Genomic DNA, 25,277 nt, shown 5'->3' on the forward strand with positions numbered 1-25,277 from the left:
GAAACTTAAATGGAAGAAGTGACAAAAGTATTACCGGCGATTGCGCTGCGTGGAACAACGATTTTGCCGGATATGATTGTACATTTTGATATCAGCAGACCTAAATCGGTCCGTGCGGTCGAGGAGGCGATGCTGGGAGACCAGAAAATTTTCCTGATTACACAGAAAGACCCGGATACGGAAGTACCGGGTCTGCTTGATGTGTATAAAATTGGAACAATTGCGGTCATCAAACAGGTTGTGAGAATGCCAAAGGATGTTCTTCGGATTCTCGTAGAAGCAGAAAGACGCGCAGAACTGCTGAACTTCGAGGAAGAGGAGAGCGAGTATCTCCGCGCCGAGGTGGCGCTGTTTACCGGCTCGGACGAAATGCAGTTTTCCGATATCGAGCAGGAGGCAATGCTGCGCAACTTAAAAGAGCTGTTTGCCGTCTACTGCGAGCAGACGCAGAAAGTCAGCAAGGAACTGGCAGGCCAGATCCTCGGAACCGAAGAAGTCGGAAAGCTGGTGGACCAGATCTGCATGAATCTGCCCCTCGACTACGTAAACCGCCAGAAACTGCTGGAGGCTGTGGAGCTTTCCGAGCGGTATGATACGCTCTGCGTCATGATCGCCAACGAGATTCAGATTCAGGAGATCCGTTCGGAGATTCAGGGAAAAATCAAAGAGCGGATCGATAAGAACCAGCGTGATTATATTCTGCGCGAGCAGCTTAAAGTCATCCGCGAGGAACTCGGCGAGGACAATTCCCGGACCGAGATTGAAAATTATAAGAAGCAGCTTGAGAAGCTCAAAGCCTCCAAAGAGGTAAAAGAGCGGATTTCCGAGGAGATTCACCGTCTGGAAAATTCGGCCAACAATCCGTCCGAGGCAGGCGTGATTCGCGGCTATATCGAGACACTGCTGGGGCTTCCGTGGGATAAGGCATCCCGTGACAATCAAGATCTGGCAAGAGCACGCGAGATTCTGGAGGAAGATCACTACGGTCTTTCGAAAGTAAAAGAGAGAATCCTCGAATTCCTGGCCGTACGCACCCTGACGAAGAAAGGCGAGAGCCCGATTCTCTGCCTGGCAGGCCCTCCGGGAACCGGTAAGACCTCGATTGCGAGAAGCGTGGCGCGAGCCCTGAATAAAAAATACGTCCGCATCTGTCTCGGCGGTGTGCGGGATGAGGCGGAGATCCGCGGCCACAGAAGAACCTACATCGGCGCGATGCCGGGACGCATTGCGGCGGGACTCCATCAGGCGAAGGTGAAAAATCCGTTGATGCTGCTCGACGAGATCGACAAAGTAAGTGCAGATTACAAGGGAGATACCTCTTCCGCACTTCTTGAGGTCCTCGATTCCGAGCAGAATAATAAATTTGCCGATCATTACGTAGAGCTTCCGATCGACCTTTCGGAGGTGCTCTTTATTGCAACCGCAAATGATATTCAGAACATTCCGCGTCCGTTGCTGGACCGTATGGAAGTGATTGAAATTTCAAGCTATACGGAAAACGAGAAGTTCCATATCGCAAAAGAACATCTCGTTCCGAAGCAGAAGAAGGCGAACGGTCTGAAAGAAGCACAGCTTGTGATCGAGGATGAGGCGCTGATGGAAGTGATCAGCGGCTACACCAGAGAGGCCGGTGTCCGCTCCCTGGAGCGCCAGATCGGCAGAATCTGCAGAAAGAGTGCGAGAAAGATTCTCGAGGAACAGGTAAAAGAGGTTGTTGTGACGAAAGAAAACCTGGAAGAGTTCCTCGGAAAAGAGAGGTATGAGTTCCAGCCGGCCAACGAAAAACCGGAGATTGGTATTGTGCGCGGTCTTGCCTGGACGGCAGTCGGCGGCGATACGCTGCAGATCGAGGTCAATGTGATGCCGGGAAAAGGAGAGTTTCTGCTGACCGGCCAGCTCGGCGATGTGATGAAGGAGTCTGCGCAGGCGGGCATCAGCTTTATTCGTTCCGTGGCAGAGCAGTATAAGATTCCGAAAGAATTTTTCGAGAAACACGACATCCACATTCATATTCCGGAGGGAGCCGTTCCAAAAGATGGCCCGTCTGCCGGTATTACGATGGCGACGGCGATGGTTTCCGCGATCACAAAGGTTCCGGTAAAAGCAGACGTTGCGATGACCGGAGAGATTACGCTCCGCGGCCGTGTGCTTCCGATCGGCGGCTTAAAAGAGAAGCTGCTGGCGGCAAAGAAAGCCGGTATCCATATGGTTCTCGTTCCGGAGAAAAATGAGCCGGATGTAAGAGAACTGGATGCGGAGATCACAGACGGACTGCAGATCGAATTTGTCGGCAGCATGGAACAGGTATTAAAACTGGCACTTGTGGAAAAGAAGTAAGGCCAGAAGATGCAAAAAACAGGAGAAGAAAAGTATGGTAATTAAACAGGTAGAGCTGCAGCATGTCTGCGGAATCACCAGTAAACTGCCGGATACCGGTCAGGTGGAAGTGGCATTTGCGGGAAAATCCAATGTTGGAAAATCTTCTCTCATCAATGCCCTGATGAATCGGAAATCACTGGCGCGTACCAGTGCGCAGCCGGGAAAAACACAGACGATCAACTACTACCACATCAATGAGGAAATGTATCTGGTGGATTTGCCGGGATACGGTTTTGCGAGAGCCTCCGAGGAGGTTAAAGCAAAATGGGGCAAGCTGATCGAGGATTATCTGCATCAGTCAAAAATGCTGCACGCAGTATTTCTTCTGATTGATATCCGTCATGCACCGTCCAACAACGATCGCATCATGTACAACTGGATTCTTCGAAACGGCTATCAGCCGATCATCATTGCGACGAAGCTGGACAAGATCAAGCGCAGCCAGCTTCAGAAGCAGATCAAGCTGATCCGCGAGACGCTGGAGGTTGAGAAAGATACGATTGTGATTCCGTTTTCTGCAGAGACAAAACAGGGACGCGAGGAGATCTGGAATCTGATTGATGAAATCCGCTCGGATGCAGAAGAAAGCGGGGAATAATGTCATGGGTATGATACGTGCGGCAGGCCTTGGGTATGAATACCTCCGTTATGAGGAGGAAGGACAGGAGCCGGAAGTAACAAAAGCGATCGAGGACGTCAGTCTGGAAATCCAGAAGGGACAGTTTATCGCGGTGCTCGGGCATAACGGAAGCGGAAAATCAACGCTTGCGAAACATATCAACGCTCTGCTGGTGCCTACAGAAGGCACCATGTGGGTGGACGATATGAAGACGACAGATGAGGAGGATGTCTGGAAGATCCGCCAGAAAGCCGGTATGGTATTCCAGAACCCGGATAACCAGATCATCGGAAATGTGGTGGAAGAGGATGTCGGCTTTGGACCGGAAAATCTGGGTGTCCCGACCGATGAAATCTGGAAACGGGTGGAGGAGAGCCTTACGGCGACCGGGATGATTTCATACCGGGCCCACTCTCCGAATAAGCTCTCGGGAGGTCAGAAACAGAGGGTTGCAATTGCAGGAGTGATGGCTATGCAGCCGGAATGTATTGTTCTTGATGAACCAACCGCGATGCTGGATCCGAACGGACGAAAAGAGGTTCTTCGCGCTGTGCGTAAGCTGAATGAAGAAAAGGGCGTTACGGTTATTCTGATTACGCATTACATGGAAGAGGTTGTTTTTGCGGACCGTGTGTTCGTTATGGACAACGGTAAGCTGGTAATGCAGGGGACGCCAAGGGAGATTTTTTCCGAAGTGGAGAAATTAAAAGAACTCCGTCTTGATGTACCCCAAGTGACACTGTTGGCTTATGAATTGAGAAAAAATGGTGTAGATCTCCCGGAGGGAATTTTGACCATTGAAGAACTGGTGAATGCATTATGTCATTGAAACTTGAAGATGTAACGTACACATACAGCCCGGGAACGGCATATGAAATGCACGCCCTGGAGCATATCAATCTTGAAATTCCGAATGGCCAGTTTGTTGGGATTATCGGCCATACGGGAAGCGGAAAATCGACGCTTGTGCAGCATTTGAACGGTCTGATCCGCCCGACATTGGGACGGGTGCTGTATAACGGAGAGGATATCTGGAAAGAAGGATATTCGCTAAGAGAGCTTCGAAGCCATGTGGGACTGGTTTTTCAGTACCCGGAGCATCAGCTTTTTGAGACGGATGTGATCACAGATGTCTGCTTCGGACCGAAAAATCAGGGACTTTCACCGGAGGAATGCAGAAAACGGGCGGAAGAGGCGCTGGATCATGTCGGATTTCCAAAGGAAATGTATGAAAAATCGCCGTTTGAACTCTCCGGAGGTCAGAAACGTCGTGTTGCGATTGCCGGTGTGCTTGCCATGAACCCGGATTTTCTGGTGCTTGACGAGCCGACTGCAGGCCTTGATCCGAAGGGACGCGATGAAATCCTCGATCAGCTTGCATTGCTGCATAAGACGCGCGGCATTTCGGTCGTGCTCGTATCGCACAGCATGGAGGATATTGCAAAATATGTAGAGCGGATTATTGTCATGAACCACGGTCATGTGGCGTTTGACGATACACCGAAGAAAGTCTTCGCTCACTATAAAGAGCTCGAGAAAATCGGTCTTGCGGCGCCGCAGATGACGTATATTATGCATGCGCTAAAGGAACACGGCATGGACGTGGACGTAACGGCGACGACGGTTGAGGAGGCACGCGATACGATTCTTGCGGCACTGGAAAGTCAGAAGAAAAACGGGAAAAAAGGAGCAGAAGTATGTTAAGAGATATTACTCTGGGACAGTATTACCCGGCAGATTCTATTCTGCACCGGCTTGACCCGCGTGTGAAATTTGTAGGAACGATCGTTTATGTCGTTTCCCTCTTTTTGTTCCACAATTGGGGCTATCTGCTTGGAACCGTATTCCTTGCGGTGATGATTAAACTGTCGAAGGTACCGTTCAAATTTATCACGAAGGGTCTGAAATCAATTTTTGTGCTGCTTGCGATTACGATGGTGTTTAACATCTTATTTACGCCGGGTGAGGTGCTCGTCCGTATCTGGAAAATTACGATCACCCGTGAGGGTGTGGCTATGGCATGCCGTATGTCGGTGCGTCTGATTTTCCTGATGATCGGCTCTTCGCTGATGACGCTGACGACAACACCGAACCAGCTGACGGATGCACTCGAAAGCCTGCTCGGACCATTGAAAAAAATCCATGTGCCGGTGCATGAGATTTCCATGATGATGTCAATCGCGCTCCGTTTTATCCCGATTCTTCTGGAAGAGACAGACAAGATTATGAAAGCGCAGATGGCGCGCGGCGCGGATTTTGAGAGTGGAAATATTATCCAGAGAGTAAAGAACATGGTGCCGCTTCTGGTGCCGCTGTTTATTTCAGCCTTCCGCCGTGCAAATGATCTGGCGCTGGCGATGGAAGCACGCTGCTACCATGGAGGAGAGGGAAGAACACAGATGAAACCGCTTCGGTATCAGACGCGCGATTATGCAGCGTATGGCGTTCTTATGGCATACCTTGTGTGCAGTATCGGCCTTCGCGTGTGCGGACTCTGACTTTGACGAAAACGGAGGAGAAGAATGCGCAGAATTAAGCTGATTGTAGCGTATGACGGCACAAATTACTGTGGATGGCAGGTGCAGCCAAACGGCATTACAGTACAGAAAGTATTAAATCAGGCTCTTTCCGATCTCTTTGCAAAAAAAATTGCCTGCATCGGCGCAAGCCGGACCGACGCCGGGGTACATGCTCTCGGCAATGTTGCGGTATTTGATACGGATGCGAGAATGCCGGCGGACCGTATCGCTTTTGCGCTGAACACACGGCTTCCGGCAGATATCCGTATTCAGGGATCATCCGAAGTGCCGCCAGACTTTCATCCGCGTTTTACCGCAACAGTCAAAACATATGAGTACAGGATTTTGAACCGCACCTTTGCAGATCCGACGCGGAGACTGAATTCCTATTTCTGGTACGGCCCGCTGGATGTGGATGCGATGCGGCAGGCAGCATCGTATCTGGTTGGCATGCATGATTTTAAAAGCTTTGCAACAGCCAAACCGGAGGTGACCGACACGGTCCGTACGATCTATGAAACGAGTTTGGAAAAAGAAGACGATCTGATCCGCTTCCGGATCACCGGAAACGGTTTTCTCTACAATATGGTGCGGATTATCACCGGAACACTGCTTGAGGTTGGAAAGGGTGATTATCCGCCGGAGAAAGTAAAAGAAATCCTTGCGGCGAAGGATCGAAAAATGGCGGGAGCAACGGCAAGGCCGGAGGGGCTGACCCTGGTGCAGATCCGGTATCCCGAATGGGATTTCGAGTAAAGACATAAGTGGTCTGTATTTCCCGCAAAACGGGACTCGCAGTTTGCGAAAAAATGCAAAATATGGGTAAAAAACAGTTGACATTCCAAAATCCGTATAATATAATTACTAAATGTGTGACGTAGTTTGAAAACGCCGATGCCATAAGCCCCGGTAAGGCGGTTTCCTATATACATGAAACAGTAAATTGAATTTTTCACAGGAGGTTATATCCATGAACACCTTTATGGCAAATCCAGATAAGATTGAAAGAAAATGGTATGTTGTTGATGCAGAAGGATGTACATTAGGACGTCTGGCATCTGAAGTAGCAAAAGTATTACGTGGAAAAAACAAACCGGAGTACACTCCGCACGTAGATACTGGTGATTACGTAATCGTAATCAACGCTGATAAAGTAGCAGTAACCGGTAAAAAACTGGATCAGAAGATCTATTACAGCCACTCCGATTATGTAGGCGGAATGAAAGAAGCTACTCTTCGTGAGATGATGGCTAAGAAACCGGAGAAGGTTGTTGAACTTGCAGTGAAAGGCATGCTTCCAAAAGGACCTCTTGGAAGACAGATGTTCACAAAACTTCACGTATACGCTGGTGCAGAGCACGCTCATGCAGCTCAGAAACCAGAAGTATTAACATTTTAATAGGGAGGTAAAGAACATTGGCTAGCGCAAAATATTACGGAACCGGAAGAAGAAAAAAATCTATCGCAAGAGTATATCTTGTACCGGGAACTGGTAAAGTTACCATCAATAAAAGAGACATCGATGAGTATTTTGGTCTGGAGACCCTGAAAGTTATCGTTCGTCAGCCTCTGGCAGCTACAGAGACCGCTGATAAATTTGACGTGATCGTAAACGTTCACGGCGGCGGATACACAGGACAGGCAGGAGCAATCCGTCACGGTGTTGCACGTGCCCTTCTGACTGTAGATAACGACTACAGACCAGTTCTGAAAAAAGCAGGATTCCTGACTCGTGATCCTAGAATGAAAGAGCGTAAGAAGTACGGTCTCAAAGCAGCTCGTCGCGCTCCGCAGTTCAGCAAGCGATAATCGACTGCTCAGACTATATCAAAATGGTTCAAAAAGCCCGGAAAATCAAGGCTTAATAGTGACAAGTAACTATTTTGTCGCAGAGAACGGTGTGACCCGAAGGTCACGCCGTTTTTCTGTGTTCATAGGTTGTTTGCGTGATGATAGGCTCGGAAATAACGGGAATATCTACATCGTCCACGAAGTTGAAGAAAATCTTCACTTTCTGCTTGCGCTTGCCGCTGGATTTGTCCGGGGCATAGACGATGATTTTCTTGATATACTCGTTCACGATGGTCTGTGTCAGCTCCTCCACATCCACATATTTCTGTGTCAGGGCGATAAAGGCATCCAGACCGTCGTTCATTTCTTCCCGCTGTTCCACCCATTCTTCGATAACTTCAATTTCGAGCTTTAACCGTTCCTGCTCCGCTTCATAGTCCGCAGACATCTTTCTGTATCTGTCCTGATTGAGATTTCCAAGAACATAGTCCTCGTACAGCCGGGCGATGATGACATCCAGATCGGCAAGGCGTTTCTTTGCCTGTTCCAGCTTCTTTTTGTCATCCCGGATGCTGCGCTCCTGGTCAGTCCTGCGGCATTGCAGCCATTCCTCCTGAAAACCGTCCACATCGCTTCGGATATACTCATTGACTGCCCGGATGCGTTCCAGAACGATTTCACGAAGCACATCTTCCCGGATATAGTGGGCAGTACAAGTACCACGGTTGCTCTTGTAGTTGTTGCAGACGTAGTGATCCTGCTTGCCCTCAAAGTTTTTGCTTGTGGCAAAGTGGAGCTTGCCGCCGCAATCGGCACAAAACAGAAGCCCGGAGAACAATCCCTGCCGTTCCGCTTTTGCAGGGCGGCGTTTGTTTTTCCTCAGTTCCTGCACCCTGTCAAACTGTGCCTGAGATACAATCGCTTCCTGTGTGTCCGGCAGATAAAACATATTCTCCGGCTCATTGGGAATCCGCTTTTTCAGCTTGTAGGACTTGGAATAAGTCTTGAAGTTGCAGGTACAGCCTGTGTACTCCTGCCGTTCCAAAATCCCTACAATGGACTGGTTGCCCCAGTGGTACGGTCTTTCCGGCATCGGCTTTTTCTTTCGCTTGGCATAGAGTGCCTTTGCAGTCAGAATCTGCTTTTCTTCCAGAATCCTTGCAATCTGCTCCGGGCCTTTGCCGTCAATGCAAAGGTCGAAGATGAGCTTGACTACCGGAGCCGCTTCTTCATCCAGAATCCAGTGATCCTTGTCCTCCGGGTCACAGCGGTATCCGTAGGGCGGTTTGCCCATGTGCTTCCCACTGGTTCCTCTCTGCCGCAAACTGACACGGACTTTCTTGCTGGTATCACGGGGATACCACTCGTTGAACAGATTACGGATTGCGGCGAAGCCCTCGCTGTCTCCCCGGTTGCTGTCTACGCCATCATTTATAGCGATAAAGCGGACATCATAACTCGGAAAGATAATATCCGTATATTGTCCAACAGTCAGATAGTCACGACCAAAGCGGCTGAGGTCTTTGACCAGCCAGCAGCCCACAAGCCCCTGCTTGACAAGCTCAAAGCCTTCCTGCACACCGGGACGATTGAAGTTCGTCCCCGTATAACCGTCATCCACCAGAATTTTCAGGTTTGTATATCCGTGGTCACGGGCATATCGGGTTAAATACTCTCTCTGATTTGCGATACTGTTACTCTCGCCTTCCTGGGCATCCTCGTTGCTCAGACGGCAATAGAGAATGGTAATTTTCTGCTGATCCAACATAATATCCTCCTTCGGTGGTTGGTCAGCCGACAGTACCGTTGTGCATATTGGAATTATATCATGCTTTTGTGTCGCAGTCATTAACAAATCACCCCCTTGTCAGAAAAAATGAGCCGTTTTACCTTGTCGGTAAGTGGCTCATTTCCGTCACACTCCGTTTCAATCACATACCATGTGTTTCCGATCTTGCACTCAATGGTTTTGCAGAAAGAGGACTGTGCCGCTTCCCAACGCTTGCGGCATTCTTCCAGAAAATCAATAGGCGGCTCAAAAATCGGATCGAAGCAGGAGCAAATATCAATATAGCCGATGGCATCGTTGATTTCTTCCATCGGGGCATCTTCCATAATCATCTTGTTAATTTCCTCTACGGTTTTCTTCATAGGCAAATAGTTCCTTTCTTAAATTTCCATGTCCTGTCCACGATTGCGGGCAGGGTGTTTGTGTTCATACAGTTCCTTTCCCCTGGCGAGGATGGCATTGATAAAAGCCCAGACCTTTTCAGATGCAATCTCAATCGCATCCAGGAAAGGCTGGGCTTTCTGTTTCAGCTCCTCATAGTCTTTGTTCAGTTTTTCAAAACGGTCTTTCCATATCTTTGCGTTTTTATCTGCCTGCTCGAATTTCTGCTTGTATTTCAGCTTCTCAGACTTTTCCGCAAAGCTGCTGACCGCATAATCCTTTAGCGTGCGGCACTCATCCGCCGTCATGGTAACATTTCCCGTAATGGGATTTTTCTTGCCCATCGACTCAATCTCATGTGCAGTCATAGCAACAGACTTAGCAGCTTGAGTTTCCTTTTTCAGCGCTTCCAGTTTCTTTTTCTGCTTCTCCGTGGCAGCTTTGGCATCCGCTAAGCTCTGCTCGGCCTGTGTCACCTGTCCGGTCACAGCTTCCAAACGCTGCTGTTCGGCCTGTACCTTGAACTGTGTCACCGTCAGATGTTCCTCGGTACTGCCACGCTCTCCACGCTCCACATCGGTATATCCGGCGGCTCGCATGAAATTAAAAAAGTCATCCTGCAGCACACTGTAGGACGACTTCAAAATCTTTTTCCCTTTTGCGTTCAACATCGGATTTCCGTTTTCATCAAGAACGGGTTTGGATTCCCACTTCTTACTGCGGCTGACCTGTGTGATCGTTTCCTTTACCGTTCCCCGGAGGGATTCATCCTTGCATCGCTTCGACCACAGGATTTGTTTCTCCACCACCGGGATATAAACCACATGAAGGTGATAGTGGTACACATCCTCACCCAGAGCTTCCGACATTGCCCGGTTGCGCTCGTCGGCATGCATTACAGCGGAGAGGATATACTGCTCACCGCCCACAATCTCCACGGCGGCTTTGTAGGCATAGGCATAGAACTGTTTGGCATATTCATAGCCGCCGTGGTTGTGGAAGTAGGCAGAGTTTACATCAAACAGCAGCTCCCCATATTTCACCGCATCGGCTTTCAGACCACGGGTGGAGATAACACCATCTGCAATCATCTGATCGAACATGGCGGCATAGCTGTCGGTAGGTTTCTTGAAGTGGACATTGCGGTGGGTCTGGGTGGTATCAATATCTTGATTGGAGTAGCTGTCTTTTTCTCGCTCGTTATGCTCCTGAACTTTCGCCACATCGTCGAGGGTGGGCAAGTCCTGGTTACGGGCAAAGGTACGGTCAATTCCATCGTTTCTTGCCATAGGTTTTTTCCTTTCTTTCGAGAGTAGCAGACGGGCGGGGCTGCGGGGATGCACTTCTGCGGAAGTGTAATAACCCACTATAACACTTTCATCCATTCTGGCTGCAAAGTGCCGTGGGCTCTCCCGAGGGGGTGTGCGGTCACTGCGGTGACCTCTGCTGACCAAGGCAAAATGTCTGCAACTTTTCCCATGGTCAGCCCGTCTGCATGAAGCTGTTCTGCGGAACGTTTCTTGCAGACGTTGGCAGCGTCTTTCACTGCCATCCATAGGCAGCACTGCGGTGTGCCTATGGGGACGGGAGATGCGAGGGGCTGTTGCCGGGGGCATCACTTCTCCCGTCTTTGCTGCCATACAATGTCGCATCCCAGCACATCGGCAAGCTCCAATACTTCCTTGTATCGGATGCTTTCCCGCTGTAATTTTGCGGACAGGTTGGAAACGCTGTCGCTCCATCCGTACTCGTCCGAGAGCAGGTCAACAACTTCCTGCATGGTCATCCCAGCACGGATGATCTGTGCCTTGATTTCATTGCGTACATTCATATTGAAAAATCCTCCATAATTCTGTTTGTGGTTCGGTACAATCTCTGCACCCCAAAACGGAGCAGATACACCGAACAGTGAAAAATCTGCAATCTCTGAAATCCGTTCAGAATTTTGCTTGTGATGTCCTGTCCATATATGACCATATCCCGCTTTACTGTTTCGTGTGATTTGGTCTGGAAAAATGAAAACATCTATTGTTCCGTGAACAGGGTACACGGTTCAGAGAAGCACGATTTCGTGAAATAGCTTCGTCCTGCGGTCAAAAACTTTGCTGTTTCCATTGCCATTGATTTTCAATACCCGAAAACAGGTTGTCTCTGAAAGCCGTTGTTTCCTATAATGGGAGAAAACAGGGGTAAATGCTGCGTACATACGTACAGAGCATGACTGGCAAAATCAATCCCGCCATTCCTCCGGTACGTACGTACATGACGAAACATCGTAAAACCCATTTATATGAGGCCTTGCCACAGCTTCCACACCCATAAATCCCCACACCCGCCGTCCGGCAGAGTTGGTGATGTTGTTGCAATGTTCCAGATTGAATTTCTTGGCATTGGCAATCATGGCGTCGCTGAAGCTGCGGGCTTTCAGCGGTGCAAGGGAATTTTCTTCGCACCACATCCGATAGATTTCATAGAAATCCTTGGAGCTGATGGACGCATCCGCTTTACGCCGGATATATCCCTCGGAATCCATGAAATCAAAGATATTGTTGTTGTCACGCTTGACCGCTTCCCGGTTTTCCCGGATACGGTCACTCTCCGTAAACTTAAAGTTGTTGGCAACGAGCCGCTGCAATCCTTCGAACACCCACAGGAAGATGCCCTCAGCTTCGGCTTTCATCTTCTCAGCAAGGTCGGGATCGTCGGCTCTGCCCACGGGCTTTTCCTTGGTAGTCAGTACAAGCTGTCTGCGGTAAAAGCCGTCGCTGCGGTCATACAGGGCTTGCAGATCACCATTGCTGAATGCCAGCAACCGGGCAAACATCCAGCCCTGATAACTCTGCTTGCCCTTGCGTTCCAAGTCCATTTTGCCCTGTGCAGTCACGATGGATTTTACATAGTTGGTCTGACGCAGAGCTTCCATCCGCATATCATCATCCACGCACAGCAGGATGTGTTCCAGATCGGCACGGGCAAAACGGTTTTCAGAAATCTTCCCGATGCTGCCGTCTTTCATATTCGTGCCGAAGATGGTGGACAGCACCGCACCGATTTGGGATTTGCCCTCACCGCCGTTGCCCTTAATCACCATCATGCGCTGACCTTTGTTGGAGGGAATCAGACAGTAGCCAATGAACTCCTGCAAAGTGGGGATGTCCTCCGCATGGAGCAGCCCATCCAGAAAGTTCAGCCAGATCACCGGCGCAGTAGCATCGAGATTGTAAGCAACAGGCAGACGACTTCGCACGATAGCCGGTCTGCCCTCGGTAAATGTTCCGTTCAGCAGCAGCGTACCGTTGGACACATGAATGCGATCCTGCTCCGGCGGAAAGTCCGGCACTTGTGCTTCCAGTTTCAGCACTTCCAGAATGTTGGTGATCTTCCGTGGGATATTGTTCGCAGCACAGAATTTCAGCTTGTCGTAAATCTCCCCACGCAATGGGAGATCGTCCGTCACTCTACCATCGGGCGTGAAAAAAGCTCCGTTTGCAAAGATGATTCTGCGCTCATGCAGAAATTCTTCACAAAACAGAGCTTCGTTGATGTTCTGCCCATCAAACCACATGGGCAAGTTCATATCAGGCGTTTTTCGGTTCTTCGCCATGGTACGCCACCTCCTTCTTCTTTCGTGCGGTGTACTCTTGCAGAAAAGCAATCTTGCCCTCCTTCATCAGCTTGTCCACCAATGCCACCCGTTCTTCCAGATCGCCCACGGTCAGCACGTCTGCCATATATTCGATATGGCAGTGCATCTGGCAGGCTTCCACAAAACGATCATCCAGAGCATTTTCCGGTGTCTTGGGTGCGTATCGTACTTTCCAATCTTCCAGCAGATGCAGATAATCCGTCAGCACCCGGAAGCACAGCATTTCATCCTCCCGGAACTGACGGATATAGGGACGTTTGAGCTTGGCCATAGCTGCGGCAGTGGGCGGTTTCGGGTCAAGTCCGAAGTCCGAAGCCAGCTTTTGCGCTGCTTCATAGCTGCTCAGATCGAACGACCTTGCCACGAAGTCGATCACATCCCCCTTGACTCCGCAGCCAAAGCAGAAGAAATAATCCTCATTCAGCTTCATGCTCGGATGCCTGTCATTGTGGAACGGGCAGCAAGCCATGCCGTTTCGGTTGACTTTCAGCCCGTAGTGTTCGGCGGCTTGCTTTACGCTGATTGCCACCTTGATGGTTTCATAGATTGTCATAGAAAACCTCCGTTCATAGTATTCAGAAAGCACGAAACACCCGCCGTGATTGGCAGGTGCTTCGCTCCGTCTACTATTGTTATGCCGGATTTTTCAAAAAACAGGCTAATCGGAGGACAACCCCGTTTCAAAAAACAGGACAACTTATGGATAGATGTAGATTTCTTTACATTAGCATGATAGAATTAAGAAAATGAAAAAACAGGACAGGAGGGGCAAGCATGAACCAAGAACTGATGACATTGGATTTTTGGCAGGATACGGTCATATATGAGGGAAAAACACTTCCTGTCGGCGCTCTTGCCTGTGATGCGCTGAATGTCCCTGCGGATACCATCGCAAAGATGAACGAGCAATGCGAGAAAATCAATCTGCTGCTTGGAATATTAAACGCCGGACAGGATGCTTCTGCACTCTGTCCTATTGCAACGGAAGCTGCTCTGACGATGCTTGATATTCTCAGTCAAACACCGCCGTTCTCCTATATGAATATCTCAAAGCACAGAGAACGGATTGAAAAAGTCTTTACTGTGGACAATGCGCTGAAATATGTGGAGTTTGCCATAAAAGCCGCAACCAATTCTTTGCAATTTGAAGAAATCCAGAACTTTGCCGATGCGATGATGCTCCAACGCTATACCGCAGTTTTCGGGCATCTGGCATACTCCCTTGGGGAATACCAAACGACCATGCTTGATTTTGCAGAAAAATCAGACGGCAACGAAGCTGACCGTACCGCAGAGGGCTTTGCCAGAATGTTCGGCAATTATTTCCCGCCGGAGTTTTCCATCACGGAGGGCAATGCCTGGATGTCTACCCTGAACAATTCCGTTCAGTATGTATCCGTCATCCGTCCCGGCGAAAAAGTTGCGAAGCTGGTCAAGCGGATGCACTATGTATCCTTTGTGGGGATGTTCCGGTCTGATCTCTTTGAGGGCCTGTGTGTTGGCCATGCACCGAAAAAATGCAAAATCTGCGGCAAATGGTTTCTGACCACCAATGCAAGGCACACCAAATACTGCGGCGGCTACGCTCCGGGGGACAAGCTGCACCGCACCTGCCGGCAGATCGGTAACCTGAAAGGCAGAGAACAGCGGGAACTTGCGGACGATCATCCGCTGAAACAGATTTATGAGAAGCGACTGAATACCATAAACCGCTATGTGAAGCGTGGCGCTCTGGACGCTGATCTTGCAGAGGTTATGAAAAAACTGGCGAAAGATAAGATGCTTCGGGCGCTGAGCAATGTCGCTTACGCCAAGGGTGATTATGAAAAAGAAATGGGACAGGCTGCGTTGAAGAAAGAAGCAATAAAAAGAATTTGAATTTAGCTAAGAGGTGAGCAACGTTATGTTAGAAGTAGTATTTAGCGACAGTGCCGCAGGGACTATGGCGGTTGCGATTGGACATAAGGGTTTTTTAGGCGGAGCAACCAGTGTAATTATCTCTGATGGGACAGTTTCAAAAGAAGAAATAGAAAAGTTCCAGCATCAAGCAGAAGAACGGGAGCGTTCTGGTTGGGAGAATGCTATACCGTTGGAAGGAAATCGTAAGGACATAGTTAATCTTCCGCTGGCATTGTCTGTGGGCAACATCTCCGAAGCAGGAATTTGTTTGGAGCGTGAGTCGGCATTATCTTTGCTACTAAGCATACTGCCCGATATGGCATCTGAAATCGTAACTGAACTTCTCAATACATCCCGAAAGAACTATGCTACACTACTGGAAAAAGCACAAAACGGAGAGCCGATTCGTGTTTGGGTCGGACGAGACCCAGATGATGTGTGCGGATTGTATTGGCTTCTGGAACAACTACGACCAATCGGCTTTGAAAAATTGGATATTACCATTGTGGAGCTTCCAATGTGGGAAACAAGACCAGATGGATGCATTGTCCAGTATAACGGTTGGGGAGAAGTTGAACCTTATCACTTGGGACGGATGGCATCTCTTGGGAAGAAGTTGCCAACAAATTACCTTCGTAGTTTGGCTAACCGCTGGAGAGAACTCCAACAGGAAAATTCTCCTCTTCGTGCTGTTATAAACGGCAAACTGGTCAGCGTATCAGAAACTCTGTATGATACATTTATTCTTCGAGAATTGGATACACTGGACGACGAGTTTAGGGAAAGCGTGCTTGTTGGACAGGTTCTTGGAAAGAATCAATTAGGGATCGGTGATGGGTGGATTGCTTTGCGTGTGGAACAATTTATCAAAGAGGGACTTCTGCTCCCAATCACAACTCCTGCACCAAATGCACCTATTTATCACCGTATGTTAAAGAAAATAAAGTAATAAATAACCCATTAGTTGATCACGGGATATTTATGAGTATTACTAAACTGGAAGGAGGTGCGCTATGCTGAATGATTTTTCATGGAATATGACCGGATACATACCGAAACACGCTGTCAATCCATCCGATGATGGCATCCCACCCTATGTTGCAGAGCGCATCTTCCAGCTGGAACCGGAACCGCCTACAGTAGACAATCCGAACGAATATATCCTGTCTGCCCTACGGGAAAAAGACTTGAAATATTTCTCATTCTTTCTCCACCACTACGAGCTGCAACTTAACAAGCGCATCAAAACCTTTCTCGGTGTGGATGGCGGCAATCGATACGACACAGACCGTTTTCTGGATATAAAACTGTCCTGCCGGGAGCAAATGCTCCAAAAGCTGATGGACTATGCTCCTGCCAAAGGTGCGGAGTATGCAACATACATTTTTCCGTTCATTCGGGATGCTATGCTCCGTTTCCGCATGGGCGAAGAAAAATGGTCGGTATCCTCTCTGACCAATTACAAAATGGTGCGGTCAATGGCGTGGCTGTACCATAACACCAAGGATGCGGTCAGTGAATTTGCAAAGAAATACAACTGCGACCTTGCCCTTGCGGAAGGATACCTGAAAGTAGTCCGTGGCATCCGCAATCAGCAGCCATTCTATGTAACGGACGAGGATGGCGAGGAAACAGGTGAAGATGTTGCCCTTGATGATACATGGAACTATACCGACATCCTCTGGAACGGCATACAGGCTGAAAAGGTGCAGCGGGCATTTGAGAAACTGAATTACCGGGAGCAAACCTTGCTTGAAAAGCGGCTGGCGATTTGTATGACCTGTGGGCGTGTCGGCTCATGGAAGAACCGCCCCACCTTTGAAGAACTGGCGGTTATGTTTGAGGGCAGCACAGCCAGCGGTGCAGAGCGAGCCTACCGGAAAGCAGTGGACAAGCTGACGGAGTTTTTGGTTGCCGAGGGTGCTATCCATGCAGTCCGGCTGAAACAGAAATCCAAAACCAAGCGCAAAAAGAAAATCACCGCCGCAATCTACGAATACCAGGCAGACTGCGACGGCGAATGGGGCGAAATATCAGTTGATTTTGAGAACGGCACAGCAGAAATCATTCGGCTTGCTGATTGGGATACAATTAAAACGAACTGGTTTGCCAATGAGGCGATCCGGTATATTTTATCATTGTCGCCTGATGCTCTTAAAAAATATATGCTCGTCCCCCTTGAGCCGCCACTTATATCCTGAATCCTTACAACAACTGTAAGTGGTATTTGCTGTGTTCCCATGCTATCATTTTATTACAAATGATAGGAGGTATTCACATGAAACCCATTTTGAATATTGAAAATTTAACAAAAATCTATGGCAATGTGCCAAGTCAAACAAATGCACTGAATGGGATCACCCTCCAGGTGATGCCGGGAGAGTTTCTCGGCATTATGGGAAGCAGTGGTTCCGGTAAATCCACGCTTCTCAACTGTATTGCAACTGTGATTCAGCCCACCGGTGGAAGCATTCAGGTGGAGGGCGATACTCTGCAATCCCTCAGGGGAAAGGCTCTTGCAGAGTACCGTGGCAAAAAAGTTGGTTATCTATTCCAGAACTTTGAATTGCTGGACAACCTGACTGGCAGGGAAAACATCCTGCTCCCGACTTCCTTGCATGGGGTATCCGAAGCAGAAAGCAGCCAGCGGCTGAAGCAGTTGGCTGACTATCTGGAAATCACTGATGTTCTGGATAAGTTTCCGTCCAAGATGTCCGGCGGCCAGCGTCAGCGTGTTGCGGCAGCAAGGGCTCTGATCTTACATCCCCAAATGATCCTTGCCGATGAACCGACGGGTGCGCTGGATTCTAAGAACGCAAGAAGTCTTATGGAGAAGCTGTCCGGCCTGAATCGTGACGAACAAGCTACGATCCTGATGGTAACCCATGATTCCAATGCCGCCAGCTTCTGTAAGCGCATCCTGTTCATCCAGGATGGCGTGATCTTTCATGAGCTTCGGCGTGGAGACGAAAGCCAGCAGGAGTTCTACGGGCGCATCCTGAAGGTGATGGCGCAACTGGGAGGGGGCAGCGCAAATGTTCTCTAATCTCATTCTTCGGAACAGCCGCCGCAGCCGAAAGGAAAACGGTCTGTTTTTCAGCTCCCTGGTGATTTCTATTGTTGCCTTTTACATGATTCTTTCCATCTCCACTCAAGATGTGATGCTCTTTTTGCAGAAAATGGAGAGTGACGCAGTTGACAAACTCCTGCTTCTGATTCCTGCGTTTTATGGAATGACCCTCGGTATTCTGTTCTTTTTGATCTATTTTGCCTGCAAGTATCAGTTCGAGCGCAGACGGCATGAGCTTGGTGTTTATCTAATGTTGGGGATGCGTAGAAGTAAACTGTTTGGTATGCTTCTGGCGGAAGATTGCCTGACCAGTATTCTTGCCATGCTCATAGGCTTACCTGTGGCTGTGGTGCTTTCAGAAATTGTCAGTCTTGTCACCGCCAAGCTGGTAGGCATGGGGATCATCGGTCATCAGTTTTCTTTATCCTGGTCTGCGATTGAATGGACGCTGGCAGGATTTCTGGCAATTAAGCTGACGGCACTTCTGATTTTGAGTGGACGAATCAGCCGCCAGGAGATCGGTACTTTGCTATCCCAGCCAACGAACCGCCCCAAAAAGCAAATGCCATCTGTTATCTATGGACTGGCTGCTATATGCGGAAGTGTGATGTTGGCAGTGGCTTACTACATGGCGATTCAGGGAATTGCATGGACAAAGGTAAGTATGATGGGACTGACTTTGCTGTTGGGCATAGTTGGTACGATGCTGCTTTTCTATGGGATGCGTGCGCTGATTGCTTTGATTGTTAAGAAAGGAAAAGGAAATAAGCAGCTTCATGTATTTACCTTCCGGCAGATTCAGGAGAATGTCATTCATCAGTCAAACTCCATGGCCATCAGCTCCCTGCTGATTCTGGCGGCGCTGTGTTGTTTTGGTGCGGGCGTAGGAATTGCAGGAACGAATAGCCTGTCTTCTGGCCATGTAATCGACTATACTTTTGAAGATCATACTGCAGAAGATTCATCGCAGGTTCTTCCGAATATAAAGGCAGTCCTGAAAGAAAACAGTTTGGAAAATCAATTTTCAGAGCTTTTTGAAATGAGGGTTGGGCGTATTCGCACCACAGAAGATTATGATAATGCCTACAGCATGGACGCTGTTATGGACTCTCTTCGGAGCCTGCCCCAGTCGGAAGACCGGGATGTCCTTCTGAACAATCTTGGTTATGCCACATACCCATATTTGATTTGTTTATCGGACTATAATCGTTTGTTGGAATTGTCCGGCAATCCGGCTCTCCAATTAGGCGAAAAGGAGGCCACTGTCTATATTGATACAGAGTTTACTACGGCAAGCCGTACCGCAATGCTGAACCAAGTATTGGCCGGGCAGCCCAAGGTGGAACTGGATGGTAGTCCGATTCATCTTACAGGAGAGGTTCAGTCTGTGAATTTGGTCACGGACCGTTCTATAACCTTGTCCTTTGCATTGATTCTTCCGGATGAAGCATTCCTATATTATAGTCAGGGAATGTATGATACCTATGTCAATGCGGTGCTCAGTGAGCAAGCTCTGAATGGAAATAGCCTTATGACTGCCTATTCCGATCTGAACGAGAAGCTGGACAAAATAGGTATCGAATATGAAAGCTATCTTCAGAATATGGGCCGCCAGCTTTTCTACACCGTAGCATCCATCTATATTACCCTCTATCTGGCGATTGTGTTCTTGGTGGTTGCCAACACCATTGTGGGTGTTCAGTTCCTGATGAGCCAGCAGAAAACCGGGCGTAGATACCAGACCCTGATCCGCCTGGGAGCCACTTACGAAAGCCTTTGCCAGTCTGCCGGAAAGCAGATTGCGTGGTTTATGGGACTTCCTGTATTGGTTGCAGCTGTCAGCAGTCTGTTTGGAGTCAGAGCGTTGTTTACAGGGATACTCTCGTCCCGAACCCGTGGGACAGTGCCTGAAATGCTGCTTGTATCTGCTACTATGATTTTGCTGCTTTGCGTGATAGAATATATTTATATGAGAGTGGTCAAGCACTCCAGTGATCGGTATTTGCTGACACTGATGCAGCCGCAGAGAGAAGAATAATTTGGAAGGAGGTGCTGTCGTGAAAAGAATTGCTGTTGTGGAAGATGAAGTCTATATGCGGGAAGAACTCTGCAATATGCTCCAAAAGGACGGGTATCTTGCGGAGGCAATCACCGAGTTTGAAGATGCCGCTCGGCTCCTGGCAGCCCTCCGTCCTGACCTTGTGATCTTAGACCTGAATTTGCCGGAGATCAGTGGCTTTCAAATCTGCCAGGAACTAAAGAATAAAACCGCTATCCCCGTCCTGGTACTAACTTCCAGAGATCAGGTAAAGGATGAACTGCAAGCGTTCCACTTGGGTGCCGATGAATATTTGACGAAGCCGTGCAGAAAAGACCGGCTTCTTGCCAGGGTATCCAATATTCTCAAAAGGTATGAAGGCCGTACCAATCTCATAGAGGGACCAGATTTCCTGTTAGACCAGCAGACCTACACGCTTTATATTCATAATACCTCTGTCGTGCTTCCAAAAAATCAGGGAAAACTGTTGGTTGCTCTTTTGTCCGGCGGCGATGCTCTGGTCACGACGGAGCAACTTTGCATAGCACTATGGGGAACCACGGAATACATAGACGAAAATGCCTTGCAGGTTAATCTGACCAGGCTGAAAAAGACGATGTCCGGTCTTGAGATGAAGCAGCGAATCGTTGCGGTTCGTGGGATGGGCTATCGTCTGGAAACGGGGGTGGCTCCATGAAGCAGCTTTGGCGCATAACAGAGCGATACTACCCCTGGCTATTGTTGCTGTTGGGCGTGGATTGCTTTTGTGCTATCATTCTTTGGATTTCTGACATTCAGGCATTTCAACCCTTGATTGGGTTAGTAGTTCTGACAAGCCTCCTTTTGTTTTCAGCGATTCTGTTTGTACTAAACAAGCGGGAGACTACCCGCCGAGAACTGTTCCGGGATTTCCTCAGTGATCCTACCATCTGCAACGAGGAACGGCTGCTCAGTGCCATCAGCCGGGAAGAAGGAGAATCTATCCGGCTTCTGGCATCAGTTTTACAGGAACACAAAACTGAGAGTAACAGTATGGCAGATGCCCTACAGGACTATGAAGAATATGTGGAGGGCTGGGCACATGAAGCGAAAACGCCCCTATCGTTGCTGACCATGCTCTTGGATAACCGGAACGATGAAATCTCTCCTTCCCTGCAAGCAAAGCTGGATTATGTCCGCAGTCAGCTTCAGGAGGATGTCACGCAGATGCTGTACTATGCCCGGTTGAAGAGCAGTACAAAGGATTACCGATTTGAGGATGTCAATTTGAATGACTGCTTGGGTGAAGTTCTGGAGGACTATGCCCCACTTCTTGAAGAGAAGCAGTTTGTCATTCTCAACAAACTGCAATCTGAAACAGTCTATACAGACCGTAGAGGACTTCAGTTTATGTTGGGACAAATCGTTAGCAATGCCATCAAATATAGCAGCGATAGTCCCATGCTTACAATTTCCGTGATACATTCGGAGACCGCAGATATCCTTTCTGTTGAAGATAACGGCATTGGCGTAAAAAAATATAATCTGCCGTACATTTTTCAAAAGGGCTTTACCGGGGATTCTACTGACAGCAGAAAGAAGGCTACCGGTATGGGACTTTACCTGGTTAAGAAGATGGCCGACGATCTAAATCTTCATCTGGAAGCAGCTTCCCAGTGGGGAAAGGGCTTCAAGATTGTCATCTTCTTTCCTAAATTGAGATCCAACGGAGGGAAATAATATAAACAGAAAAACGCCCGCAGGATTTTCTCCTGCGGGCAGCGTGTTGTCAGCTATCCCAAGGCTTGTATTCTGTTACAGTTTTCAAATAGGTTTCGGGATCGCCGTTCAAGATAAGGTCTGCATACTCCAAAGGAGCGTTGTAGATCAAATAATCCAGCTCTGACCGCTGATACATATTGTCAGCAATCTCGTTCTCAACGGCGATAGTGTCAATCGCAATCATACTGCCGTCGCTGAATTTCACTTCCACACAGCAATTATCCATATTGTAGGCACAAGATATTAAGGTTTTCATGGTATGTCCTCCATAATTCGTAATATAAAGCGAAAATCCCGTCTGACTTCCTGTTAGAAATCAGACGGGATTTGTCCGTATGCACCCCGGAAACCGTCAGCTAACAGTTGATAAGTAAATTAGTTCCTTATCACTGTTAAGCCAAGGTTTTCCGGGGTTTTCTTATACCTAAACAGGCTGATATAGTTTGACCTCATTTGACCAAACGAGAGCCGTTTTCACCCGATTTTTAGTGGTTAAATATAGGACAGTCGGCAAAAATGGGGTCAAAAAACGGTCTTAGTGGTTAAAAAATAGGACAACCAGAGAACAATTTCGGGGGTATTTTTGAGGGTGATTTGGCACTCTCAGACACCGGATTTTTCGCTGGAGGGTTTGGCATAATCTGACCAAATCTGAACAATTAAATACGATTCTAATGCAGGCACTCAGTAACAAATAACTGGGTGCTTTTTGTCATGGCGAGGAGGAAAGTGACTATCGTGCTTGCATCAGGGAGAGCGAGTGGATTTAACTTCGTCCCAAGTTGGGACGAAGTTGCGGGCTGACGAAATTTTGGCACAACAGGCGGGGTCAAGTAGAAATCAGGTTCAAAGATTTATTCGACTGACAGAACTGATTCCCGAACTGCTGGACAGGGTTACTTTTACTTCTGACACTCTGCGGAAGTATTTTCCCAAAAGCTACACACCAGCCAGGATGCAGGAGACCATTATCAAGCTATTGGAACAATGGCAGCGTAAACGTCAGAGAGACCAGGAGCGATGAAAGGAGCCGCCTATGAAAGATATTTTAGCAAGGGAGCTGAAAGGACATAACATTCTTGCTGTGGAACGCTTTAAGGACAGCACCCGATGGATGATTGAATTTGGTGTTCTCCATCCGTGCAGTGCTTACGGGAGCAGAGGTGATGAAATGCGTCTGTTTCTTGCAGAGGACAGCTATTAGAACGCTCTCCAAGATCATCAGCGCCGGAAAATCAAAATCAAGCGGTATGCCCGTGTTGTTGAGGGACACATCCTCGACTTTAAGCCGGGAAAGAAATGCACAAGAAAATATAGAGAAAGTTGAACGCCACAATTCTTTGATTTAGGATTGTGGTTTTTTTGTACCCAAAATTCGGAAGGAGTGAGGTCGATGGCCGTTTTTCGCATTGAACGGACCCGTGATTATACCGTGATGAGCAATCATCATTTACGAAATGCAAACCTGTCGTTAAAAGCCAAGGGACTGCTTTCCATGATGTTATCTTTGCCAGAGGACTGGAATTACACCACCCGTGGTCTTGCAAAGATCTGTAAGGAGGGCGTGGATGCCATAGGCGTTGCGTTGCGGGAATTGGAGGCTGCCGGTTACATTGTGCGGCACAAGCTGCGTGACCGGCAGGGACGCATCAGCGATACAGAGTATGTCATATACGAGCAGCCACAGCTTAGAAAACCGGATACGGATTCACCAGATACGGAAAACCCGTATATGGATAAACCGGATACGGAAAAGCCCGCAGAATTAAATATAGAGAAATCAAATACTCAAAAACAAAATATTTATGGATCAAGTACCGATTCCATTCCCTTCCGGGATTGCGCGGCAGATTGTCTGCCGGAACGGAAAGGAAGTGATTTTCCGCATGAAATCGTTCGTTCCAGATTCTTGAAGCTGGATAACTCGCACATTGAGTTTGTCATGGACTGTTTACAGAAGAACACCACGGAAATTCGTAACATGAAGCAGTATCTTCTGACCGTTCTGTTCAATGCACCGACCACGATAAGCAATCATTACACCTCACAAGTAAATCACGATCTGTATGGCGGCTGGTAAATGGTCGCTTTTTTATTGCCCGGAACTGCCGGGAGAAAGGAGCAAGCATGATGTCTGAGGGAAAGACCATAGGGCAGCTGATGGAAGAAATGCGGGCAAAGGCAGGAGCGCAGAATTATCACGGTCATGGATATATGGATCTCCAGCGTTTTGCGGAGGACACCCGGCACATGATTATTTTTGATGTGCTGACGAACGATTCCCCTGTTGGCTGGAAAGGTGAACGAACCCGCCTGTTCCTGTCGGATACCGGTTATGAAAAAGCACTGGATAGTCAGGAAAAGGGGCAGATTAAGATTTTGAGCCACGCAAAGGTACGTCAGGGCAATCTGCACTATGACCGTTCTGACCAGTTACGCTAAGGAGGGCGGTATGAAGCGTTATCTTCTGCGGCGGCTGGTGGTTCCGCCTTAGCAAAAAAAGAGATTCCCTGCAAACTTCGTGGAAAGGAGGCGAGAAAATGCAGGAAGAAGTGGAAAACAGAACTTTGACGCTGGTTGTCAGTGGAACAAAGTTTACCGGCAGAATGTTAAAGGCTGCCATAAGCAAGTACATGGCACATCGCAAGGAAAAGAAGCTGGAAAAACAGAGAAGCCGTGATGCGCCAGTTGTTCCGCATGGAAAACAGACTGTGAAGCAGCTTGTCGGGCAGAATCAGGGAATATCCAACATTGAGATCACAGACCCCTCTATCAAGGAGTTTGAGAAAATCGCCCGGAAATATGGTGTGGATTATGCGGTGAAAAAGGACCGCAGCAGTTCTCCGCCAAAGTACCTAATTTTTTTCAAAGGCCGTGATGCAGATGCTTTGACAGCAGCTTTTACAGAGTACACCAACAAAAAGGTCAAAAAGGCAACGAAAACAGAGCGCTCGTCCGTACTGGCAAAACTTAACCAGTTCAAAGAGATGGTTAAAAATGCTGTGGTGGATCGCACCAAGCGAAAGGAGCTGGAACGATGAAAAAGACATTGGACATCAAAAAGCTCATTTTGCTGAATATGCCGTATATCCTGATGGGACGACTGTTTGCTACCAATTTTGGAGAGGCATGGCGAATGGCAAAAGGGGCGGATGCTTCAGAAAAGTTTCTTTCGCTGATTGCGGTTCTGCCTGGGGCGCTGGAAAGTTTCTGGCCAAGCCTGCATCCATTGGACTTGTTGGTAGGGCTGTGTTGTGGAGGCAGTCTGAGGCTGGCGGTGTATCTTAAAAGCAAGAACGCCAAGAAATATCGACATGGTTTGGAATATGGTTCGGCCCGCTGGAGTGCATAATTTTAAGTGTAAATGACACATACATGGACGCAC

26 protein-coding genes and 3 pseudogenes are annotated in these 25,277 nt (G+C 48.4%); 21 read left to right on the forward strand and 8 right to left on the reverse strand.

Annotated elements, in window-relative coordinates; genetic code table 11:
- The first annotated feature begins 9 nt into the window (after window positions 1–9).
- The 8 genes from lon to rpsI all read left to right on the forward strand — a co-directional run bounded on the left by lon (window position 10) and on the right by rpsI (window position 7,326).
- Window positions 10–2,337, forward strand: coding sequence for an endopeptidase La (gene lon, locus DXB83_RS00815; RefSeq protein ID WP_055265745.1), 2,328 nt, complete (start codon window positions 10–12; stop codon window positions 2,335–2,337).
- 34 nt (window positions 2,338–2,371) lie between these two features.
- Window positions 2,372–2,977 (forward strand): ribosome biogenesis GTP-binding protein YihA/YsxC, encoded by a 606-nt coding sequence (gene yihA / locus DXB83_RS00820; RefSeq protein ID WP_055219842.1) that lies wholly within the window; start codon window positions 2,372–2,374, stop codon window positions 2,975–2,977.
- A 4-nt stretch (window positions 2,978–2,981) separates the two neighbouring features.
- A complete protein-coding gene (locus DXB83_RS00825) occupies window positions 2,982–3,827 on the forward strand; it encodes an energy-coupling factor transporter ATPase (RefSeq protein ID WP_055219895.1) in 846 nt (281 codons plus the stop codon).
- The gene (locus DXB83_RS00830; protein ID WP_118660223.1) at window positions 3,818–4,702 is read left to right on the forward strand and encodes an energy-coupling factor transporter ATPase; all 885 of its coding nucleotides are present in this window, start codon (window positions 3,818–3,820) and stop codon (window positions 4,700–4,702) included. The genes DXB83_RS00825 and DXB83_RS00830 overlap by 10 nt, the downstream gene beginning before the upstream one ends.
- Window positions 4,696–5,496, forward strand: coding sequence for an energy-coupling factor transporter transmembrane component T family protein (locus DXB83_RS00835; protein WP_055265741.1), 801 nt, complete (start codon window positions 4,696–4,698; stop codon window positions 5,494–5,496). Before DXB83_RS00830 ends, DXB83_RS00835 begins: the two co-directional genes overlap by 7 nt.
- A gap of 24 nt (window positions 5,497–5,520) precedes the next feature.
- A complete protein-coding gene (gene truA / locus DXB83_RS00840; protein ID WP_118697183.1) occupies window positions 5,521–6,273 on the forward strand; it encodes a tRNA pseudouridine(38-40) synthase TruA in 753 nt (250 codons plus the stop codon).
- Window positions 6,274–6,487: 214 nt separating this feature from the next.
- Window positions 6,488–6,916, forward strand: coding sequence for a 50S ribosomal protein L13 (gene rplM / locus DXB83_RS00845; RefSeq protein ID WP_055219851.1), 429 nt, complete (start codon window positions 6,488–6,490; stop codon window positions 6,914–6,916).
- A gap of 17 nt (window positions 6,917–6,933) precedes the next feature.
- Window positions 6,934–7,326 (forward strand): 30S ribosomal protein S9, encoded by a 393-nt coding sequence (gene rpsI / locus DXB83_RS00850; RefSeq protein ID WP_055219853.1) that lies wholly within the window; start codon window positions 6,934–6,936, stop codon window positions 7,324–7,326.
- A 103-nt stretch (window positions 7,327–7,429) separates the two neighbouring features.
- Here rpsI and DXB83_RS00855 read toward each other — a convergent pair whose 3' ends face one another.
- From DXB83_RS00855 to DXB83_RS00890, 7 genes are all read right to left on the reverse strand, one after another.
- A complete protein-coding gene (locus tag DXB83_RS00855; protein ID WP_202976589.1) occupies window positions 7,430–9,076 on the reverse strand; it encodes a recombinase family protein in 1,647 nt (548 codons plus the stop codon).
- Between the two features lie 80 nt (window positions 9,077–9,156).
- Entirely contained in the window at window positions 9,157–9,459 is a 303-nt protein-coding gene (locus DXB83_RS00860) for a hypothetical protein (protein ID WP_117504225.1), read from the reverse strand.
- Between the two features lie 18 nt (window positions 9,460–9,477).
- Window positions 9,478–10,767, reverse strand: a complete 1,290-nt coding sequence (locus DXB83_RS00865) for a plasmid recombination protein (protein ID WP_118697184.1) — start codon at window positions 10,765–10,767, stop codon at window positions 9,478–9,480.
- 77 nt (window positions 10,768–10,844) lie between these two features.
- Window positions 10,845–11,030: a hypothetical protein gene (locus tag DXB83_RS00870; protein ID WP_109258816.1), complete on the reverse strand. Its 186-nt coding sequence runs from the start codon at window positions 11,028–11,030 to the stop codon at window positions 10,845–10,847.
- Between the two features lie 63 nt (window positions 11,031–11,093).
- On the reverse strand, window positions 11,094–11,309 hold the full coding sequence (locus tag DXB83_RS00875) for a phosphoribosylglycinamide formyltransferase (protein WP_109258817.1): 216 nt from the start codon (window positions 11,307–11,309) through the stop codon (window positions 11,094–11,096).
- A 399-nt stretch (window positions 11,310–11,708) separates the two neighbouring features.
- Complete coding sequence (locus DXB83_RS00885) at window positions 11,709–13,082, reverse strand: DNA primase family protein (RefSeq protein WP_117804184.1); 1,374 nt, start codon at window positions 13,080–13,082, stop codon at window positions 11,709–11,711.
- Complete coding sequence (locus tag DXB83_RS00890; RefSeq protein WP_118697185.1) at window positions 13,057–13,677, reverse strand: CHC2 zinc finger domain-containing protein; 621 nt, start codon at window positions 13,675–13,677, stop codon at window positions 13,057–13,059. The genes DXB83_RS00885 and DXB83_RS00890 overlap by 26 nt, the downstream gene beginning before the upstream one ends.
- A gap of 221 nt (window positions 13,678–13,898) precedes the next feature.
- On the opposite strand from DXB83_RS00890, the gene DXB83_RS00895 reads away from it, so the two are divergent.
- From DXB83_RS00895 to DXB83_RS00925, 7 genes are all read left to right on the forward strand, one after another.
- Window positions 13,899–15,002 carry a DUF6076 domain-containing protein gene (locus DXB83_RS00895; RefSeq protein WP_117760464.1) on the forward strand — a complete coding sequence of 368 codons (1,104 nt, stop codon included), beginning with the start codon at window positions 13,899–13,901 and terminating at the stop codon, window positions 15,000–15,002.
- Between the two features lie 25 nt (window positions 15,003–15,027).
- Window positions 15,028–15,972 (forward strand): DUF3658 domain-containing protein, encoded by a 945-nt coding sequence (locus tag DXB83_RS00900; RefSeq protein WP_110442444.1) that lies wholly within the window; start codon window positions 15,028–15,030, stop codon window positions 15,970–15,972.
- A 64-nt stretch (window positions 15,973–16,036) separates the two neighbouring features.
- A complete protein-coding gene (locus DXB83_RS00905) occupies window positions 16,037–17,224 on the forward strand; it encodes a hypothetical protein (RefSeq protein WP_117760462.1) in 1,188 nt (395 codons plus the stop codon).
- A gap of 77 nt (window positions 17,225–17,301) precedes the next feature.
- Window positions 17,302–18,069: an ABC transporter ATP-binding protein gene (locus DXB83_RS00910; RefSeq protein ID WP_110442442.1), complete on the forward strand. Its 768-nt coding sequence runs from the start codon at window positions 17,302–17,304 to the stop codon at window positions 18,067–18,069.
- Window positions 18,059–20,131 carry an FtsX-like permease family protein gene (locus DXB83_RS00915; RefSeq protein ID WP_110442441.1) on the forward strand — a complete coding sequence of 691 codons (2,073 nt, stop codon included), beginning with the start codon at window positions 18,059–18,061 and terminating at the stop codon, window positions 20,129–20,131. The genes DXB83_RS00910 and DXB83_RS00915 overlap by 11 nt, the downstream gene beginning before the upstream one ends.
- A 19-nt stretch (window positions 20,132–20,150) precedes the next feature.
- Window positions 20,151–20,828 (forward strand): response regulator transcription factor, encoded by a 678-nt coding sequence (locus DXB83_RS00920; RefSeq protein ID WP_033121503.1) that lies wholly within the window; start codon window positions 20,151–20,153, stop codon window positions 20,826–20,828.
- Window positions 20,825–21,850 (forward strand): sensor histidine kinase, encoded by a 1,026-nt coding sequence (locus tag DXB83_RS00925; protein WP_033121502.1) that lies wholly within the window; start codon window positions 20,825–20,827, stop codon window positions 21,848–21,850. Before DXB83_RS00920 ends, DXB83_RS00925 begins: the two co-directional genes overlap by 4 nt.
- 49 nt (window positions 21,851–21,899) lie before the next feature.
- Here DXB83_RS00925 and DXB83_RS00930 read toward each other — a convergent pair whose 3' ends face one another.
- Window positions 21,900–22,148, reverse strand: a complete 249-nt coding sequence (locus tag DXB83_RS00930) for a DUF6061 family protein (protein ID WP_110442440.1) — start codon at window positions 22,146–22,148, stop codon at window positions 21,900–21,902.
- A 489-nt stretch (window positions 22,149–22,637) separates the two neighbouring features.
- Between DXB83_RS00930 and DXB83_RS00935 the strand changes: the two are divergent.
- The 6 genes and pseudogenes from DXB83_RS00935 to DXB83_RS00960 all read left to right on the forward strand — a co-directional run.
- Window positions 22,638–22,916 (forward strand): annotated as a pseudogene (locus DXB83_RS00935) (ParB/RepB/Spo0J family partition protein); the annotation flags it as partial.
- 12 nt (window positions 22,917–22,928) lie between these two features.
- A pseudogene (locus DXB83_RS00940) lies at window positions 22,929–23,219 on the forward strand (DUF5720 family protein).
- Between the two features lie 66 nt (window positions 23,220–23,285).
- Window positions 23,286–23,972: a DUF6017 domain-containing protein gene (locus DXB83_RS00945; protein ID WP_118697186.1), complete on the forward strand. Its 687-nt coding sequence runs from the start codon at window positions 23,286–23,288 to the stop codon at window positions 23,970–23,972.
- A 50-nt stretch (window positions 23,973–24,022) separates the two neighbouring features.
- Window positions 24,023–24,334, forward strand: coding sequence for a DUF5720 family protein (locus DXB83_RS00950; RefSeq protein ID WP_008728385.1), 312 nt, complete (start codon window positions 24,023–24,025; stop codon window positions 24,332–24,334).
- Between the two features lie 98 nt (window positions 24,335–24,432).
- Window positions 24,433–24,933 (forward strand): PcfB family protein, encoded by a 501-nt coding sequence (locus tag DXB83_RS00955; protein ID WP_117800733.1) that lies wholly within the window; start codon window positions 24,433–24,435, stop codon window positions 24,931–24,933.
- Window positions 24,930–25,235 (forward strand): annotated as a pseudogene (locus DXB83_RS00960) (recombinase); the annotation flags it as partial. The gene DXB83_RS00955 and the pseudogene DXB83_RS00960, both read left to right, overlap by 4 nt.
- Window positions 25,236–25,277: the final 42 nt, after the last annotated feature.

The sequence above is a fragment of the Blautia sp. OM06-15AC genome (assembly GCF_003481425.1).
GTDB classification, from domain to species: domain Bacteria; phylum Bacillota; class Clostridia; order Lachnospirales; family Lachnospiraceae; genus Fusicatenibacter; species Fusicatenibacter saccharivorans.

Bases quoted from the DNA above. Each gene is read 5' to 3' on its own strand.
- lon (WP_055265745.1), top strand. From the start codon at position 10: ATGGAAGAAGTGACAAAAGTATTACCGGCGATTGCGCTGCGTGGAACA.
- yihA (WP_055219842.1), top strand. From the start codon at position 2,372: ATGGTAATTAAACAGGTAGAGCTGCAGCATGTCTGCGGAATCACCAGT.
- DXB83_RS00825 (WP_055219895.1), top strand. From the start codon at position 2,982: ATGGGTATGATACGTGCGGCAGGCCTTGGGTATGAATACCTCCGTTAT.
- DXB83_RS00830 (WP_118660223.1), top strand. From the start codon at position 3,818: ATGTCATTGAAACTTGAAGATGTAACGTACACATACAGCCCGGGAACG.
- DXB83_RS00835 (WP_055265741.1), top strand. From the start codon at position 4,696: ATGTTAAGAGATATTACTCTGGGACAGTATTACCCGGCAGATTCTATT.
- truA (WP_118697183.1), top strand. From the start codon at position 5,521: ATGCGCAGAATTAAGCTGATTGTAGCGTATGACGGCACAAATTACTGT.
- rplM (WP_055219851.1), top strand. From the start codon at position 6,488: ATGAACACCTTTATGGCAAATCCAGATAAGATTGAAAGAAAATGGTAT.
- DXB83_RS00855 (WP_202976589.1), bottom strand. From the start codon at position 9,076: ATGTTGGATCAGCAGAAAATTACCATTCTCTATTGCCGTCTGAGCAAC.
- DXB83_RS00860 (WP_117504225.1), bottom strand. From the start codon at position 9,459: ATGAAGAAAACCGTAGAGGAAATTAACAAGATGATTATGGAAGATGCC.
- DXB83_RS00865 (WP_118697184.1), bottom strand. From the start codon at position 10,767: ATGGCAAGAAACGATGGAATTGACCGTACCTTTGCCCGTAACCAGGAC.
- DXB83_RS00870 (WP_109258816.1), bottom strand. From the start codon at position 11,030: ATGGCAGTGAAAGACGCTGCCAACGTCTGCAAGAAACGTTCCGCAGAA.
- DXB83_RS00875 (WP_109258817.1), bottom strand. From the start codon at position 11,309: ATGAATGTACGCAATGAAATCAAGGCACAGATCATCCGTGCTGGGATG.
- DXB83_RS00885 (WP_117804184.1), bottom strand. From the start codon at position 13,082: ATGGCGAAGAACCGAAAAACGCCTGATATGAACTTGCCCATGTGGTTT.
- DXB83_RS00890 (WP_118697185.1), bottom strand. From the start codon at position 13,677: ATGACAATCTATGAAACCATCAAGGTGGCAATCAGCGTAAAGCAAGCC.
- DXB83_RS00895 (WP_117760464.1), top strand. From the start codon at position 13,899: ATGAACCAAGAACTGATGACATTGGATTTTTGGCAGGATACGGTCATA.
- DXB83_RS00900 (WP_110442444.1), top strand. From the start codon at position 15,028: ATGTTAGAAGTAGTATTTAGCGACAGTGCCGCAGGGACTATGGCGGTT.
- DXB83_RS00905 (WP_117760462.1), top strand. From the start codon at position 16,037: ATGCTGAATGATTTTTCATGGAATATGACCGGATACATACCGAAACAC.
- DXB83_RS00910 (WP_110442442.1), top strand. From the start codon at position 17,302: ATGAAACCCATTTTGAATATTGAAAATTTAACAAAAATCTATGGCAAT.
- DXB83_RS00915 (WP_110442441.1), top strand. From the start codon at position 18,059: ATGTTCTCTAATCTCATTCTTCGGAACAGCCGCCGCAGCCGAAAGGAA.
- DXB83_RS00925 (WP_033121502.1), top strand. From the start codon at position 20,825: ATGAAGCAGCTTTGGCGCATAACAGAGCGATACTACCCCTGGCTATTG.
- DXB83_RS00930 (WP_110442440.1), bottom strand. From the start codon at position 22,148: ATGAAAACCTTAATATCTTGTGCCTACAATATGGATAATTGCTGTGTG.
- DXB83_RS00945 (WP_118697186.1), top strand. From the start codon at position 23,286: ATGGCCGTTTTTCGCATTGAACGGACCCGTGATTATACCGTGATGAGC.
- DXB83_RS00950 (WP_008728385.1), top strand. From the start codon at position 24,023: ATGTCTGAGGGAAAGACCATAGGGCAGCTGATGGAAGAAATGCGGGCA.
- DXB83_RS00955 (WP_117800733.1), top strand. From the start codon at position 24,433: ATGCAGGAAGAAGTGGAAAACAGAACTTTGACGCTGGTTGTCAGTGGA.